At 63.9% G+C, this 14,989-nt stretch carries 14 protein-coding genes; 10 read left to right on the top strand and 4 right to left on the bottom strand.

Annotated features, from left to right (window positions below):
- Positions 1–26 precede the first annotated feature (26 nt).
- Positions 27–686, top strand: a complete 660-nt coding sequence (locus MKCMC460_RS21915; RefSeq protein WP_238304815.1) for a hypothetical protein — start codon at positions 27–29, stop codon at positions 684–686.
- A 31-nt stretch (positions 687–717) separates the two neighbouring features.
- Here MKCMC460_RS21915 and MKCMC460_RS21910 read toward each other — a convergent pair whose 3' ends face one another.
- Positions 718–1,488 (bottom strand): hypothetical protein, encoded by a 771-nt coding sequence (locus MKCMC460_RS21910; RefSeq protein ID WP_236977054.1) that lies wholly within the window; start codon positions 1,486–1,488, stop codon positions 718–720.
- A gap of 213 nt (positions 1,489–1,701) precedes the next feature.
- On the opposite strand from MKCMC460_RS21910, the gene MKCMC460_RS21905 reads away from it, so the two are divergent.
- Complete coding sequence (locus MKCMC460_RS21905) at positions 1,702–2,766, top strand: spirocyclase AveC family protein (RefSeq protein WP_236977052.1); 1,065 nt, start codon at positions 1,702–1,704, stop codon at positions 2,764–2,766.
- A 51-nt stretch (positions 2,767–2,817) separates the two neighbouring features.
- Here MKCMC460_RS21905 and MKCMC460_RS21900 read toward each other — a convergent pair whose 3' ends face one another.
- Positions 2,818–4,413, bottom strand: a complete 1,596-nt coding sequence (locus tag MKCMC460_RS21900) for an NAD(P)/FAD-dependent oxidoreductase (protein WP_236977050.1) — start codon at positions 4,411–4,413, stop codon at positions 2,818–2,820.
- A 302-nt stretch (positions 4,414–4,715) separates the two neighbouring features.
- On the opposite strand from MKCMC460_RS21900, the gene MKCMC460_RS21895 reads away from it, so the two are divergent.
- The 3 genes from MKCMC460_RS21895 (at position 4,716) to MKCMC460_RS21885 (ending at position 7,271) form a co-directional block, all read left to right on the top strand.
- Positions 4,716–5,282, top strand: coding sequence for a TetR/AcrR family transcriptional regulator (locus tag MKCMC460_RS21895; protein WP_236977048.1), 567 nt, complete (start codon positions 4,716–4,718; stop codon positions 5,280–5,282).
- Between the two features lie 91 nt (positions 5,283–5,373).
- Positions 5,374–6,447 carry a spirocyclase AveC family protein gene (locus MKCMC460_RS21890; RefSeq protein WP_236977047.1) on the top strand — a complete coding sequence of 358 codons (1,074 nt, stop codon included), beginning with the start codon at positions 5,374–5,376 and terminating at the stop codon, positions 6,445–6,447.
- Positions 6,448–6,605: 158 nt separating this feature from the next.
- Positions 6,606–7,271, top strand: a complete 666-nt coding sequence (locus tag MKCMC460_RS21885) for a TetR/AcrR family transcriptional regulator (protein ID WP_236977046.1) — start codon at positions 6,606–6,608, stop codon at positions 7,269–7,271.
- Positions 7,272–7,281: 10 nt separating this feature from the next.
- On the opposite strand, the gene MKCMC460_RS21880 is transcribed toward MKCMC460_RS21885, so the two are convergent.
- Positions 7,282–7,986 (bottom strand): TetR/AcrR family transcriptional regulator, encoded by a 705-nt coding sequence (locus MKCMC460_RS21880; protein ID WP_238304814.1) that lies wholly within the window; start codon positions 7,984–7,986, stop codon positions 7,282–7,284.
- 78 nt (positions 7,987–8,064) lie between these two features.
- Between MKCMC460_RS21880 and MKCMC460_RS21875 the strand changes: the two genes are divergently transcribed.
- From MKCMC460_RS21875 to MKCMC460_RS21855, 5 genes are all read left to right on the top strand, one after another.
- Positions 8,065–9,417 carry an NAD(P)/FAD-dependent oxidoreductase gene (locus MKCMC460_RS21875; RefSeq protein WP_236977044.1) on the top strand — a complete coding sequence of 451 codons (1,353 nt, stop codon included), beginning with the start codon at positions 8,065–8,067 and terminating at the stop codon, positions 9,415–9,417.
- 5 nt (positions 9,418–9,422) lie between these two features.
- Complete coding sequence (locus MKCMC460_RS21870) at positions 9,423–10,235, top strand: hypothetical protein (RefSeq protein WP_236977043.1); 813 nt, start codon at positions 9,423–9,425, stop codon at positions 10,233–10,235.
- Positions 10,232–11,056 carry a hypothetical protein gene (locus MKCMC460_RS21865; RefSeq protein ID WP_236977042.1) on the top strand — a complete coding sequence of 275 codons (825 nt, stop codon included), beginning with the start codon at positions 10,232–10,234 and terminating at the stop codon, positions 11,054–11,056. The genes MKCMC460_RS21870 and MKCMC460_RS21865 overlap by 4 nt, the downstream gene beginning before the upstream one ends.
- 254 nt (positions 11,057–11,310) lie before the next feature.
- On the top strand, positions 11,311–12,909 hold the full coding sequence (locus MKCMC460_RS21860; protein WP_236977041.1) for a PEP-utilizing enzyme: 1,599 nt from the start codon (positions 11,311–11,313) through the stop codon (positions 12,907–12,909).
- 22 nt (positions 12,910–12,931) lie between these two features.
- Entirely contained in the window at positions 12,932–13,942 is a 1,011-nt protein-coding gene (locus MKCMC460_RS21855; protein WP_236977040.1) for a hypothetical protein, read from the top strand.
- Positions 13,943–14,003: 61 nt separating this feature from the next.
- On the opposite strand, the gene MKCMC460_RS21850 is transcribed toward MKCMC460_RS21855, so the two are convergent.
- Positions 14,004–14,975 carry a hypothetical protein gene (locus MKCMC460_RS21850; RefSeq protein ID WP_236977038.1) on the bottom strand — a complete coding sequence of 324 codons (972 nt, stop codon included), beginning with the start codon at positions 14,973–14,975 and terminating at the stop codon, positions 14,004–14,006.
- Positions 14,976–14,989: the final 14 nt, after the last annotated feature.

Raw genomic sequence — 14,989 nt, 5'->3', positions numbered from 1 at the left:
CGATCAGGTGGGGAATGGTGGTGACGATGGCCGCCGCCGTGTTTCTGGGGGTGCTCGCTGTCGAGATCGCGGTTCAGATGCGTCGCATCGAAGGACGGTTCCCCGCGCTGGCAATGATCGAATTCGGTTTCGGCATGTTGTTCGTGCTCGAATTCTTGTATCTGCTTTTCTTCTGGCAGACTGCGACATTCCGCGCCGATCGCGATCCCAAACTCGTCGAGTTGCTCAACGACATGGCCTGGATTCCCTTCGTCGGCTTGACTGGAACGGCCGCGGCCCAGGTGGCGGCTTTCGGTGTCGCTATCCTGATTGATCGCCGCCCGACGCCGGTGTTTCCGCGCTGGCTCGGCTACGTCAACCTGTGGACCGCCATGATCTTCTGCGCGGGCACCTTCAACGTGTTCTTCAAGCGCGGGCCGCTGGCCTGGAACGGGCTGCTGGCGTGGTGGTTGCCGGTGGTGGTGTTCGGCGTCTGGTTGGTGCTTGTCTCGGTGTATCTGATCCGTGCGGTGCAAAGCCACCTCGCGGAAGTGGGCGCCGAGGAGAACGTCGAAAAGAACGTCGCCACCGGATCGCGTGCGCGCGACCGGGGCACCCCGACGCACGCGGAACTGGCCGCCCAAATCGCCCAGTTGCAAGCACAAGTCGGCGAGCTGAGGGATAAGGCCGCTTCAACCACGCATTGACACGGGCGCCCCCGAGCGTCGGGCGGCGGTTCTAGCTTGCCGCGGCGGCGGGGGTACGCAGGCGGTCCATCAGGGGCGGATCGCTGACGGGCCGCTGGGCTTCGGCGTTGATGGCGCGCAACGTCAGCACCGAGAACATGACGATCCAGACGAAGAACACGATCATCGGGACATAGAAGACCAGCACCCCGTCCTGCGAGAACGGGCCCGTCTTGAAGAACAACAGCAGAGACGCCTCGCACATGAAGAACGACGCGAACAGGTTGTAATAGGCCGACCACCGCGGAAAGGCGGGTTGCACGCTCTTGTCGAGCAGGGTGGTGACGGCCAGGCAGATCTGAAAGAGCGCGAATGGGGCACCGGTGAACAACACACCGAGCCAGCCCAGGTCGTTGAGGGCTTGGGTGACCTCGGGGGAGGTCTCGCCCGGGCGCCACGACGCCGCCCCGAAGAAGAAGCCGATGAACATCACCACGACGACCTCGCAGGCGACCGCGACCACCATGATGTTGAACAGGATGGGCCACTGTCGTTCCCGGCGCCGCACCAGCTGGATGATGCTCATGCTCCAGGTCGTGTACAGAATGCTGGAAAAGATGAAAATGACTGTGGCAATTCGTATTCCGGTGGTGTTGGCCAGGTATTCGGCCACCACTTTGGGCGCCGGGTCGGCCGCTGACGGCGGCAGGATGTACTGAAACCCTGACACCACGGTCGCCGCGAACGGCCAGAGGAACGCGAACGCGAAGCCTGTGCAAGCGCAGACCTTCAGGATGAGCGGGTGGAAACCGTCACTGCGCATGGGTGCGCTCCAATCCTCATGATGACCGGCGTGAAACCTCTAGCCGATAAGGCGGTGGTGAGCTGAACGGTATCGACCCCGACCCAGGCCTGTCAACGGCTTTAGCTACCTCTACTTATTAACAGAAACCGTCAGAAGTGCGAAAACATCTTGTGGAGATACTGAATCTCAAATTAGAGTGACTGTTGGGCAACGCTGAGACGAGGGGCATCGATGGCTGTTCTGGATCGGTCTGCGAGCGACATCCCAGCCGGCGGGCCACTGCCGACCCAGGTGGCGCCGAAGCGGTCCCGGCCGGTGCTGTTCTGGGTTGCGCTCGGTGTCGTGCTGCTGATGTTTCAGGTAATCGTGTTGGCGCGCTGGGTTTTCGGTCCGCATTTCACCTCGACACCGCCTGGTCCGGACGCACTGCCGGGCTGGCAGCACGTTCTGTTCACGGCGCTGCAGATCGGGGTCCCGGTGGCAGCGGTGGTGTTGTTCTATCTGTGGGTGATCCGCCCATGGTGGCGCCATCGCAAGCTGACCACCGATGCGATGATCGCGCTGAGCGCCTCGACGGTCTTCTTCTGGGACATGGTCATGAACTACACGTCGGTGTCGTTGCTCTACAACTCCCATCTGATCAACCGCGGGGCGTGGGCCAACGGCTCTTGGCCGACGTGGACCAGCCCCAACGCAAACCGGCTACCCGAACCCCTACTGATCGTGCCGCCGGCCTACACGGCGCTGGTGTTCTCCCAGGTGATCATCGTGTTGTGGGCGGTGCGTAAGCTCAAAGCGCGCCGGCCGCAGCTCGGGGTTCCTGGCATCGTCGCGCTCATCTTCGTCGGACTGGTCCTCACCGACACCATCATCGAAGGGCTCGTCCTGCGCACCGGAGCGTATGCCTATCCCGGTGGTATCAAGGCGATCACGTTGTTCGCCGGCCGGACGTATCAGATTCCGATGTCGGAGACCGTGTTGTTCGGCGGCCTGGCGTTGGGAGCCATCGCCTGCCTGAGCTACTTCCGGGACGACCGCGGGCGCACCATCGTCGAGCGTGGCCTCGACCGGCTCAAGGCCGGCGACAAGGCCAGGCAGACACTGAAGTTCTTCGCCATCTACGGCGCTGTCCACATCGGTTTCGTGGTGTTGTACATGGTTCCGCAACAGTGGTTCGCCACGCATGCCGACCCGTTCCCGGCCGGATACCCGTCGTACTTGATCAACGGCATGTGTACCGGTGGAGCCGACGGCAAGACATGCCCCGGCCCGGGCGTGCCGATGCCGCGGCCTTAGTCAACTGCGTTGTGCGGCAGTACATTCATCGCTGATCCGTGCAGTGGGCGGTCAAGCGCCGTGCTGCCCGAGCGCGGTCTGGGCAGCGAGTCGGCCAGGCCAGCCGCTGACCCCGCCGCCGGGATGCGAGCCCGCTCCGGCGTGGAAATAATTGCGCACCGGTGAGCGGTAGCCGCCCAGGCCTGGCGCAGGCCGGTTCATGGCCAGCCGGAGCGGGGTCATGTCGACGTGGAAGTAGGACCCGTTCGGGGTGGCGAACTGATCGCCGAAATCGGCCGGGCTGGTTTCGATTCGGCCAATCTCGCCGTCGAAACCGTCCAGGTGCTGACGCACCGAGCCCATGATCGCGTCCGACATTCCCGCTTTCGTCTTCTCCCAGCCGTCGCGCGGTTGGGCGGGGACGTTGGCGGCCAGATAAACGACGTCCTGGCCCTCCGGCGCCAATCCCGAGTCGTTGGCCGAAAGCACGGCCATGTAGACCGGCGGACTTTCAAGCGACTCACCAGCCCGGATGGCCTGCAGCTGGCGGATGTTCTGCTCGAACGTCCCGGTCATCAGCGCCGTCTTGCGGATGTCGAAGTCGTCGATCTTGCGGCGCTGCAAGGCACCCCTCGGGTAGGTGGCGCGCCCGGACAGGGCGACATCGATTTTGAAGGTGGCCGAGTTGTTGCCACTGGCCGGCAAGATCGCGACCTTAGCCCGGGTTGCCGAGTCCAGCACGCCGTCCTCGAGCAGCCCGCCGTAGGCCAGCTGTGGAGGTACCGCCGCGAGTACGCCGCGGGTAGCACGGATCTCTGAACCGTCGCCGAGGACGACTCCGGTGGTGCGATTATCGGTGACCATCACCTTTTGCACCGGGGTACCGGTGCGGACGTGAGCGCCGCGTTGAGTCGCGTACGCCGCCATCGCCTCCATCACCGCACCCATACCCCCGAGGGGCCGGATCACGCCGGGTTTGCGGTGCACCGCGGCCAGGCCGACGCAGTAGAAGCCACCGCCGTCGTGATCGATCGGCCCGATCATGCTGCCCCAGTACGTGGCCAGCGATCGCATCTGGTCGCTGTCGAAGGTATCGGCCATCAGGTCGATCAGGTTGTGCGACATTATTCGGCCCAGCTGGCGCCGAATCGCCCGACTGGGAGCGAGTTTGAGCAGCAGTTTGCCCAGCTCCGCTTTCGGTAACTGCGCGGGATGATGTGGCATGACGGTGGTCAGCGCCTGGAAAATCCAGGACAGCGCCGGTTGTAGATCGGCGTAGGTGCGGGCGTCTTTGGCCGAGAATCGCCGCACCTCGGCCAGCGTGCGGTTCAGGTCGTGGAACAGCAGCAGCGTGGACCCGTCCGCACCGATCCAGCCGTACGGGGCCTGCACCGGCGTGCTGCGGTAGCCGTAGCGATGCAGGCCGAGATCGGAGATGAACGTCGTACACGACATGAACATGTCGTCCATCGCGCCCAGGCTCAGAATGTGGTGTGGCGCCTCGGCCACAAACGCCCCACTATTGGCCAATCCGCCCAGGTGGGGACGCTGCTCCAGGACCAGCACGGTGGCTCCGGAACCGGCCAGGGTGCACGCCGCGCTGAGTCCGTTGTGGCCACCGCCGACCACGATGTAGTGGTAGTCGTCGCAGAGTTCGGGCGTCGTCATCCTTGTACTCCATCGTCGCCGGCGATCAGCGGGTTGAGACGCTGAGTGAAACCTCAAGGGCATCAACGGATCCGGTCATTCCGTTCCCTGAGATGCCGAGACGGAACCCCGCGTCGATGCGAGCCGCCGGATCCGCACACCTGAATTAATTGGAATATCAGTCTCAAAATATCCACATCGTCGCAACGATGTCAACGCTTCGGCCGGCGCGGTTCCCGGCGGTGAGACCTCGGCGCCGGTCATAGAATCGCCGCATATCAGGTCGGGCAGGAGCCGCGACCTGCCGTCAGACAGGACCGTCGATGGACGCCACAACTGCAGGAATCGTCAGCGCTGCCCGGGCGGTGTTCGCCCGCTACGGCGTGGCGCGCACGCGAATGGCCGACATCGCCAAGGAAGCCAAGTTGGCGCGCCAGACGCTGTACGACTTCGTCAGCGGTCGCGACGAACTCATCGAACTCGCTCTGGTGGCATGTTGCGGTGAATTGCAACAGCGCTTGGACGCAGCGTTGGTCGACGCGCCGGCCGGCCTGCGCGAACGTTTCGTCGAAGTACTTGCCCGGGCTGTCGAAATCGCCAGCGGAGACGAGGAATTCGGCGCACTGGCCGAGGCATTGCCGCCCGAGACCGTCGATCGGATCATCGGTGGCGCCACCGCCGTTCAGGCACTGCTGGCCAAGAGTCTGCGACCGGTGCTCGAGGAGGCGGCGGCCGCCGGGCAACTGCGTCCCGGTGTGGTGGTCGACGAAGCCAGTCAGTGGTTGCTCGGGGTGATCAGCTTCGCCCTGCTGCGGGAAAACCTCGACGCCGCGGCCCTGCGCAGGGAGTTTCGCACCTACGCCGTGCCGTCCGTGTTCGTCGACTGCTAGGCGACACCACGACAATACTTGTCGGCATGTCGCCCTAAGCTGTACGCTGAGTTCGAGCCAGTGTTTTCGAGTTGCCCCGATGGGAGGCACCATGTCCGCCGTCGCAGCGGATCACCGCCGGCCGCTTCCGGTGTCGGCACCGCCCCGACAAGTGCCGGCCCCGGTCATTCTTGCGGTGATCGGTGCCCTGGTGGCCGGCTATGCGCTCTGGACGTGGGGAGCCTGGCTGGCCTCGGGCCCCACTCAGATCACTGCCACCCGCGACCCCGGCGATGCGTCCTGGTGGGTCGCACGTGGCTACGAGACGATCATGGCGGTGGCCGTGGTGGTGATCAGCATTCATGTTGTGCGCCAATGCCTTCAGCAACGGCGTCTGGTCTTCGACGGCATCGTGGTCATAGCCGGGTTTTTCACGCTGTTCTGGGACCCGATGGTCAACTGGATGCAGCCCAACTTCATGTACAGCTCGCAATGGCTCAACCTCAACACCTGGGTTGCCCAGGCCCCGGGGGTGGTCAACCCGACCGCCGGTCTGATGCCACAACCGGTGTTCATCATGTTCATCTACCCGTTCGGGCTGTTGGGTTTCTCGATAATCCTCAACCACGGCATGCGGGTCGTGCAGCGACGCGTTCCCCAGATCAGCACCGTCGCGTTACTGGCATTCGCCTATGCCTACGGACTTTTCCTGGGCTTCTGCCTGGAGGCGCCTACTTTCCTGTTCAACCTCTGGGGCCTGCCCGGCGCGCCCGCGTCGTTCTCACTGTTCGCCAACGGACAGCGCTACGCCTGGGCTGAATATCTCACCACCGGAATAGTTTTCACCACCTTCGCCGCGGTGCGTTACTTCCGCGACGACAAGGGCCAAACGATCACCGAGCGTGGGCTGGAGTCTTTCCATCCGGCCGCCCGGACCACCGTGAGCGTCTTGGCCACCATCGCCGTGTTCGCCATGTCGATGTGGGCACTGCTGCTGGTGCAGATCCCCGCCGGACTGCACGCATCGCCCTACCCGACGGACTACCCGGCCCACCTCGTCAATGGGCTGTGCAACATCCCGGGCAACCCGCATTCGACCGCGCCCACCACCTACGGGCCGTGCCCTGGCAGCCCCGGCTTCCGGATGCCGGTCGCCAACACCTTCATCCCCGCCGCCGGGCACTGATACGCGTCGGTGATCCTCGGGTCCTCCCGTGATGCCGTTGCTCGAGGCTCAACCAGTACGCGGGCCGGCCACGCTAGGCTTTTGCACGGCAACCTGTCATGGCTGAGATTGCCGGCATGCGAGAGGGGTGAGCGAGGCTGTCGACCGAATCAACCGTCGTGCGGCGGGGCGCCCGCCGCGCACCTGACACGGTCAAGGAACTCATCCTCAAGGCCGCGCATGACCTTTTCTCGGCGCACGGCTACCACGGCACCCTGACCCGGCAGATCGCCGAGAAAGCCGGCGTCGGTGAATCGGTCATCTTCCGCAACTTCGGCTCCAAGGCCGAACTGTTCGAGACGACGATCCTGGCCCCGTTCAACGAGTTCGTCGACAACTGGGCGACGACGTGGGATGCGAAGACGACAGCCTCCGCCGACCCGATGCAGGTGGCTGAGGCCTTCGTGAAAGGGTTCTACGGACTCGTCGACCAGCACCGTGGACTGCTGAGCACCCTGGTCGCGGCCCGGATCAGCGGCACCGACCCGGGGTTGGCCGCAGTCGCCACCAGGGTCAGCGAGAGGCTGGCCAACAATCTCAGCACGCCACGGCGAGTGCTGCTGGAACACAGCGAAGCTCGCAACTTCCGCAGCCTCGACGCGCCGGTGAGTGTGGCCGTATCGGTGGGATCCGTCCTGGCCCTGGTGCTGCTCGACGACTGGGTGTTCCCGCCCGATCAGCGTCGCCCCGGCAAGACCCGCCAGATCAACGAACTGACTCGGATGCTGCTCTACGGTGTCACCGGGGGCCCTAGGGCCCAAAGTGATCTGCCGGTAGGCCATTAGCCTCGTCGACCTAGGTAGACGACTGCCGCCCGGTCGCGCGGGTCGGTTTGGTGGTCGGCGCCTTAGCGCGCCGGGGTGCCGCGCCGCGGCCGCTGAGATACACCACCCGCCAGACGATTTCGACGAGGGCATCGAGCTGGAGCTCGACCTCCTCGTCGCCGGCGGAGCCGACAAGCTGATAGAGCCCGCGTTCGATCATCCAGATGAGCCACTGCGCAGTGCGTGCGGAATCCAGCTCGGTATCGGCCACCCCGGCGCGCTGTGCGTCGCCGATATAGGCAGTCAGCGCGCGCACCACCTGACCGATCAGATGCTGCTGCTGTTCTTGTGCGCGCGGATCGTAGGCGGCGGTCTCGGCAATCGTGCCCAGAATCGTGCGGTGTCTGCGATAGGTGTCGATCGGCACTCGCATGGCTTTGTGCAGATCCTCGCGGGTTGCGTTGACCGGTAGGTCCCACCACGAGGAGCCATCGGCGATCAGCTCGCCGATGACGTCTTGCGCCATGGCGACGAGAAGATCGCCCTTGTCATCGAAATAGACATAGAAAGTGGATCGCGAGATCCCGCCCGCGGTGATTATCGCTTCGACGCTCAGGTCGGCATATCTCACCCCGTTCGCCACTAGTTCTTCGACGACGCCGACGAAATGGCGGCCGAGCATGCTTCGGCGTTGGGCCCGGGACAGTTGCAGCGGGCGGGGAGGTGATGCGGCCACGCGCGAAGTATATGCCCTGTACGCGCACTCATACAGAGTGTCTGTTTAACGTATTCACTGTTTGATAACATGCACACCATGTCTGATCCCTCGAAGGTGTACATCGTCGGAGCCGGACCGTCCGGCCTGGCGGCGGCGTGGCGGCTGCACGAAGCAGGTCGCCCTGTCGTGGTGATGGAATCCCGCGATCGTGTTGGTGGACAACTGCTTTCGATCAAGCGCGACGGTTATCTGATGGAAGCCGGCACGACGATCTTGCCCGCCGCCTACGACAGCGTGATGCGGCTCGTCCACGACATCGGCATGGCGGACGAATTGATACCGGCGAACTCGCTGATGGGTTTTATGCGCGGGGATCAGATGCACTACCTACGAGCGAATCGGCTCGTCCTGGATGCCGCCCGGACCAAGTTGCTGTCGCTGGGTTCGAAGCTCAAGGTTGCCCGGCTGGCCGCCGACTCGTTCAGGCTACGCAACCTGCTCAGCTACGAGGACTTGTCCATCGCCGGTGCCTACGACATCGAAACACCCGAGCAGTACTGCCGGCGCCGCGGTCTCGACGGGGAGTTGTACGACTACTTGATCGAGCCGACGGTGCGTGGCGGGGCTGGAGTTCCGGCCAGCGTCATCTCTGTCGTGGAGTTCTTCTTCCTCTGGCAGAAGGTGTTGGGCACCAAGCTGTATGCCTTCCGCGACGGATATTCGTCGTTTCCCGAACGGCTGGCCGCAGCCATACCCGACGTTCGCTTGAACACCGAAGTGGTCGAGGTGGTCGAAGACGCAGGCGGCGTGACGGTCACGTGTGTCGGACCCGACGGCAAGCAGTACACCGAGCGTGGCGCCGGGGCCATCGTCAGCTCGATGGGCAACCGGGTTCCCGACCTCGTGCCGCAGCTGGATCCGGAGCGGGCGAAGTTCTTGCGGGAGCTGAATTACACCTCGACAATGTCGATAAACCTGGCATTGAATCGGGTTCCCGACTGTCCGGCTTCCTTCGTCGTGGTTCCACGGCCGGTATCCGAGGGCTTGTTCGCGGTCATTCTGGAACACAACAAGGCGCCGGGCCGGGCGCCGGCGGGCAAAGGCCTGGTGTCGCTGTTCATGATGAACCAATGGGCCGTTGACCACATGGACGCCAGCGATGAGCAGATCCTGGCCGACGTCCTGCCCGACGCCGAGAAGGCGATACCCGGTTTGGGTGACGCGATCGAGTTCGTACGAGTCAACCGGTGGTATCCCGTGCTTGTCTACAGCCACCCCGGGCTGTATCGCGCTCTGGGCCGTTTCCATGCCTCCCGGGATCTGAAAAGTCGCATCCATCTCGCGGGTTCCTACAACTCCTCGGGCAATGTCAACACGGCTACGACAGCCGGCGAACGTGCCGCACGTGAACTGTTACAAGCACTTTCGCCGGCCGCGCTGGCGGTCTGACGAAAATGGGCCAATTCAACATCCCGACACCGCCGTCGATGGTGTTCCCGCGGACGCCTCAGACGGTCGCCGAAATCGTGCTCTGGCTGGTGGTCGTCGGATTCGTGATCTTTGCGGTGCGCCAGTGGCGGCGGACCGGGTCGCCGCTGGGATTGGTGATGCTGGCAGGTGGCGGCATCGCGCTCCTCAACGAACCGCTCGACGACATCCTGGGATTGGTGCACCATCCTCGACCAGGCCAGGATGTGGTGTTCGAGACGATGGGGCCGATACCGCATTGGGGACTGCCCACCTACATCATCTTCTTCGGCGGCATCGCGTATGTGCTGCTGTTGGAGCTGCGCAGGCTCAACTTCACGCCGCGCGCATTCTGGACGGGGATCGCGATCACCTTCGTGGCTGATCTGCTGATCGAGTTGCCGCTGCTGCACTTTCGGCTCTACACCTATTTCGGCTACGGCCAGGTTCCGATGAGCATCGGCGGATTTCCGTTGTACTGGCTGTTCATCAACACCACGGGCCCAATCCTGTGCGCCGCCATCCTGTTTGCGGCGCCCGGCTACTTCACCGGCTGGCGTAAAGTGCTGGTGCTGTTTCTGCCCCTGGTCACCGACGCCGGCTGCAGCGCCGCGGTAGGTCTGCCGGTGTACAACGCGCTGCACGTGCCCGGTGCCTCCGGCTGGGTCAGCTGGACGGGGGCAGTCGCCTCCTGCGCAATCGGTTTGGCAATACTCGATGCGTCGGCGCGCTGGATCTACACGCACACCCTTAAGCTGCGGCGAGACCTGGCCTCGACGCGCGAACTTCAGCAACAATGACTTGGATCCGCGGGCATTTCGATTTGCCGGCGACCCCCGACGGCACGACGATGCCTGCAACGGCGCAGCTCGTCGCGACGGTCGCCATGGCGGTGCTGGTGGTCGGCTTCGCCGGGTACGCAATACGGGAGATCGCCCGAACCCGATCGGTCATGCTGGCGCTGCTCCTCCTCGGGGGAGCGGGGGCGTACTTCAACGAACCCATCGACGATGTGCTGGGCCTGGTGTGGCATCCGGTCGCTGGTCAATGGACCGTGCTCGACACCTTCTCGCGGGTTCCGATGTGGGGCTTGGGCATCTACATCGTGTTCTTCGGCGGAATGCCCTATCTGATTCTGCAGGCGTTGCGCCGGGGTATGACACGTCGTCAACTGTGGGCCTGGGTTGGCGTGTTGGCGGTGATTGATGTCGCGGTGGAGCTGCCGGTCTTGGCCAGCGGCATCTACAGCTACTACGGCGATGCACCCATGAAGATTGCCGGCTTTCCCGCGTATTGGATCGTCATCAACCCGGTGGGGCCGCTGGCGCTGGCGGTGCTGCTGTTGGCCGCCGGTGACACCTTCACCGGCTGGCGCACGTTGTATCTGCCGTTCCTGCCCATGATGTTCGACGCCGCCGGCAGCGTCGCGGTCGGGTGGCCGATCTTCAGTGCACTCAATGCGCACGCTTGCGCGCCGCTGCGATGGCTGGCCGCGGCGCTGACCATCGCGATCGGTCTCGCCACGCTGGATCTGCTGATCAACCACGCGGAGCGCATGTCGGCAAGAGTGGCGCGGGCACCGGAGCTGCTGAACGGCAACGCAACCCGCGCAATCCAGTAACGTCCCGGCGAAAAATCAAGTGCTAGAGCATGATTGGTGCTTCGTGCCGCACTGTTGACATATTCGTCCGACCGTACGGGTCGGCTACCCACCCGAATGTAACCCGGCTTCGACTCCGGGGTGACGGCCCGCCTCGGCATGGTGGTAGTGGTCAGTCGAGCCGTTGACGTAACGATACGAATATCATATTCTCGTATCGTTATATTCCAGAGTGCGAGGCACACCATGCGGCCGCTGGGGACGAGGGAGTTCTCTTGACGCTGATCACGGACCCGGTCCGGGGGACCTCGGAACCGGGCCGCTTCTGGACACTGGCCAACACCGGTGAAGTCACGCCGGGAGTGCTGTCCCCGCTGGACTGGAGTGTGTGGGACAGCTTCGAACTCGCCACCCGCGAAGGGTGGTACGACCTCGGCATCATGGCGAAGTCCGAGATTTTCCTGCCACTGGATCCCAATGTGCGCCAAACTGCGGTGTTCTTCGGTCGCCATGCGATGAACGTCGATTATGTCCGTGCCAGGATGGGCACGGTCCCCGGCGGCTCTCCCGATGATTTCGAGCGCGATACCTGCGGCAGCGTCCGAAAGGGCCTGCCGCCGCAGCCGAAATCGTATCGTCGCGTGCCCGCAATGGCCTGGCGACTGCCGCGCTGCTATCGCCGCACCGGCGCGGAGTTGATCGAATCCAACGCTGAGACCAAACGCTGGTGGACACGAGAAGTTCTGCACGGCAACGGTTCCACTGACCCGGTCGCTGATCTGCGGGCTGCCAGCGTGCGTTTCCGGCAGACCATGCGACTGCATATCCGGGTGCGGACCTTCATCACCGGCGTCCAAGGCGCGCTGGTCAGCCTGGCCGACAAGGTCGGCCGCCCTGACCTTGCGTTACCGGTGTTCGCCGGTTATGGGGACATCACGGAGTTGTCGCTGGCACGTGACATGCGCCGCCTTGGTGCCGGTGAGATCAGCGCCGCGGACTTCGTCGAGCGCTACGGCTACTACGGCCCGAATGAAGGCCTAGTGTGGACGCGTGCGTGGCGCGAGGATCCCGAGGCGCTGCTACCACGCGCACGGGCCTTGGCCGAGCGTGAAGATCCTGACGTGCGATCCCGCGCGGCGACCGAGGCGCGACTCGATGCGGAACGTCAGATCCTGGCCGCGTGCGGGCCCCTGCAACGGCTACTGGCCAAGCAACTCTTCGCCCACGCCGCCACGCAGGTGCGCAACCTTGAACTGGCCAAGAGCACATACCACATGGCCATTGACGGCTGCCGCGCGGCGGCGCGGCGCGTCGGGCTCGATCTCGCCGAACGCGACATCATCGATGACCCCGAGGACGTCTTCTTTTTCACCATCAGCGAACTCGAGCAGCGACCACCCGTAGCCGCCAGGGACATCGTCGAATTCCGCAAAGCTCGGCGGGCCGAATACCTGTCTTTCGACATCCCGATGACCTTCCACGGTGTGCCCCAGACGATCCCGCGTGCCGCCGCCACACCGACGGCAGATGTCGACGAACTCTGCGGCATTCCCGGCAGCCCGGGCACCGTGGTGGGGGTGGTGTGTGTCGCCGATGGCCCCGACGGCGATATCGAGCCCGGTGTGGTGTTGGTGTGCCGCACCACGAATCCCAGTTGGACACCCTTGTTCGGCATGGCCGATGCTCTCGTACTCGACATCGGTGGACCCAACAGCCACGGTCCGATCATCGCCCGAGAGATGGGCATTCCGTGCGTGATCAACGTCGGTAACGCCACCGCGGTGCTGCACGACGGCGACCGGGTCCGGGTCAACGGCACCGATGGCACCGTCACCGTCGTGGCGCGCGCCAACAGGGACCTCGCAGCACGCTGATCGAAAGGAAGGTTGAAGCAACATGGCGCGACAGACATTCGGGGACTTTGGGCACCGCGTGGTGGTGGGATCGTTCGATCCCAACCCGGCCCACATGCAGGTAGATCAGTCGTTGCACGGGTTGAACATCCAGGCGACTTGGCTCTACGGATTTCTGCGTGATGACGAGGACCTCACCTATGGCGTCGAGCGGAAGTTCGTTGGTTCCCTGACCAGCGGGGGATTCATCATGACGCAGGATGGTGACCCCGGCCAGGAACTCAACGTGCATAAGGACTCCGGCCGGTCGGCCCGCGGAGAACTGCGCCGGGTTATCGGCGGTGTCGAACGCAAGTGGTCGGATCCGGTGTTCCAGCGGCTGCCGAAAGGCACTCTCCCCGAAGGGGAACAGCCGATGACGCTGTACTGGAACGGTGCCAAACTGGCCTACGACGAGGGCGACATCCTGTCGATCGAAGGTCCGTCGGTTGGCAACGGAATGCAGTTCTTCGTGCCCTCGTTCCATGAGCCCTTGATCTACACCAGTACCTGCTACTGGACGAAGGGCACCATCCAGGGCAAGACCGTGCAAGGCCCGATGTGGTATGACAACGCCTACTGGCGCCATGGCCTGGAGTGGAAAGAATACGGCTACTTCAACGATCTGCAGATCATGTGGCAGGTGTTCTGTAACAAGTTTGATGACGGCACCTTCGAGTGGGGCCACCTCGTCAACGGTAAGGACGGCTTCACCCCGGGTGTCGTGATCCGCGGCACGGAGGTTGCGGCGATGACACCGACGGTCAGCGCGAAATTCGAGTTGGATTCCGCCGGGTGGCCGCTCGCGGCGGTCTATGACGTCGCCGGTGAGAAGTACGAATTCGAGGGTCCGGTCACCGGTCGCATGACGGAGTTCTCCGAATCCCGCTGGGCCAACTATCGCGCCCAGTACGGCCACCTGCGCAAGGTCGGCGACGACCGCAAGCTGGTTGCCGGCCTGTCCTGGCTGGAAGGGTTTGTGGACCGTCTCGTCGACGAAGGTCTCGACCGTTAGCAGGCGCCGCACCTGCGCGGCCACTTATGGACCGCTTATTGTCGTTGCGCCACTTGGTTGTTCACGATAGATAATCTTTGCGGCGCATGCTCCGCTCGACCTGACCATAGCCGACCGACCCGTCGGCGGCGGTGACCCGGGCCACGCATTCGGTGAGGATCAGCGTGTCCTCGGGCAGGTCCCAGCCGATCCCGTTGAGATTGTCGTTGCGGTCGGTGATCGTCACGGGGAGTGTGTGAATGATCTCGACGTCCAGCGTGGTGCTTTGGCCGTCGACACTGTCGATCCGAAGTTGGAACGAGTGCGGTCCGCCGACGAGATCGGTGAGATTCGGCATATCGACGGCGACGATCTTTGATTCCGCACTGTCAGTGAACACCGCGCCGGCCACCATCTGCTGCTCTCCATCGTGTCCTCGCACCGCCATGGCGTGCACCGACATGTCGGGGAGAACAGCATTGACGAAGACATGGCTGCCCACACCCGCGAACGAGCGTGGTCCGCTGGAGTGGTCGATGTAGCCGACTCCGTCGAGCTCGAGCGACGTGCCCTCGAATGTCACTGTGCCGGTGGTGGTGTAGGTCTGTTGCGTGTGTCGGGATGCCCACGCCTCGCCGTTGCCATGGCCGCCGAACGGATCGAACGGTGGAGCCGCGGCCTCGGCCGACAGCTCGACGCGAAATGGCACGGCGATCCCTGCGCCCGCGGTCTTCTCGGCGAGTTCGGCAGTTGTGCACAGTTCCCCAGCACCGTCGAATGCGAGCGAAAAGCGTTGGAATTCCTCATCGGTGCTGAGCCGAAGGTTGCCGTCGAGCACGAGAGGACCCTGACCGGTACGGCACCAGGATCGGCTCACGATGAGACGCCCGCCGGGTAGGTAGACGTTCGTCTGCACCCACCAGAGATCGAGGTCTTCGCGGCAACGACCGACATGCAGCCACAGGCCGCACTGCGATTCCGGGCTCCAGGTACCGATCCAGCGTGTCTCGCTCCATCCGTCGATCTCGGGAAAAGTGGGATGGTTGGCGTCCATTGAGTGGATCTCCT

This window comes from Mycobacterium sp. 20KCMC460 (assembly GCF_022179425.1).
GTDB classification, from domain to species: Bacteria; Actinomycetota; Actinomycetes; order Mycobacteriales; family Mycobacteriaceae; genus Mycobacterium; species Mycobacterium kiyosense.
The sequence above is the reverse complement of the archived record's forward strand: the minus strand, read 5'-3'. Positions and strand labels throughout refer to the sequence as shown.

Bases quoted from the DNA above. Each gene is read 5' to 3' on its own strand.
- MKCMC460_RS21855 (WP_236977040.1), top strand. From the start codon at position 12,932: ATGGCGCGACAGACATTCGGGGACTTTGGGCACCGCGTGGTGGTGGGA.
- MKCMC460_RS21900 (WP_236977050.1), bottom strand. From the start codon at position 4,413: ATGACGACGCCCGAACTCTGCGACGACTACCACTACATCGTGGTCGGC.
- MKCMC460_RS21870 (WP_236977043.1), top strand. From the start codon at position 9,423: ATGGGCCAATTCAACATCCCGACACCGCCGTCGATGGTGTTCCCGCGG.
- MKCMC460_RS21895 (WP_236977048.1), top strand. From the start codon at position 4,716: ATGGACGCCACAACTGCAGGAATCGTCAGCGCTGCCCGGGCGGTGTTC.
- MKCMC460_RS21850 (WP_236977038.1), bottom strand. From the start codon at position 14,975: ATGGACGCCAACCATCCCACTTTTCCCGAGATCGACGGATGGAGCGAG.
- MKCMC460_RS21875 (WP_236977044.1), top strand. From the start codon at position 8,065: ATGTCTGATCCCTCGAAGGTGTACATCGTCGGAGCCGGACCGTCCGGC.
- MKCMC460_RS21905 (WP_236977052.1), top strand. From the start codon at position 1,702: ATGGCTGTTCTGGATCGGTCTGCGAGCGACATCCCAGCCGGCGGGCCA.
- MKCMC460_RS21890 (WP_236977047.1), top strand. From the start codon at position 5,374: ATGTCCGCCGTCGCAGCGGATCACCGCCGGCCGCTTCCGGTGTCGGCA.
- MKCMC460_RS21910 (WP_236977054.1), bottom strand. From the start codon at position 1,488: ATGCGCAGTGACGGTTTCCACCCGCTCATCCTGAAGGTCTGCGCTTGC.
- MKCMC460_RS21865 (WP_236977042.1), top strand. From the start codon at position 10,232: ATGACTTGGATCCGCGGGCATTTCGATTTGCCGGCGACCCCCGACGGC.
- MKCMC460_RS21915 (WP_238304815.1), top strand. From the start codon at position 27: ATGGCCGCCGCCGTGTTTCTGGGGGTGCTCGCTGTCGAGATCGCGGTT.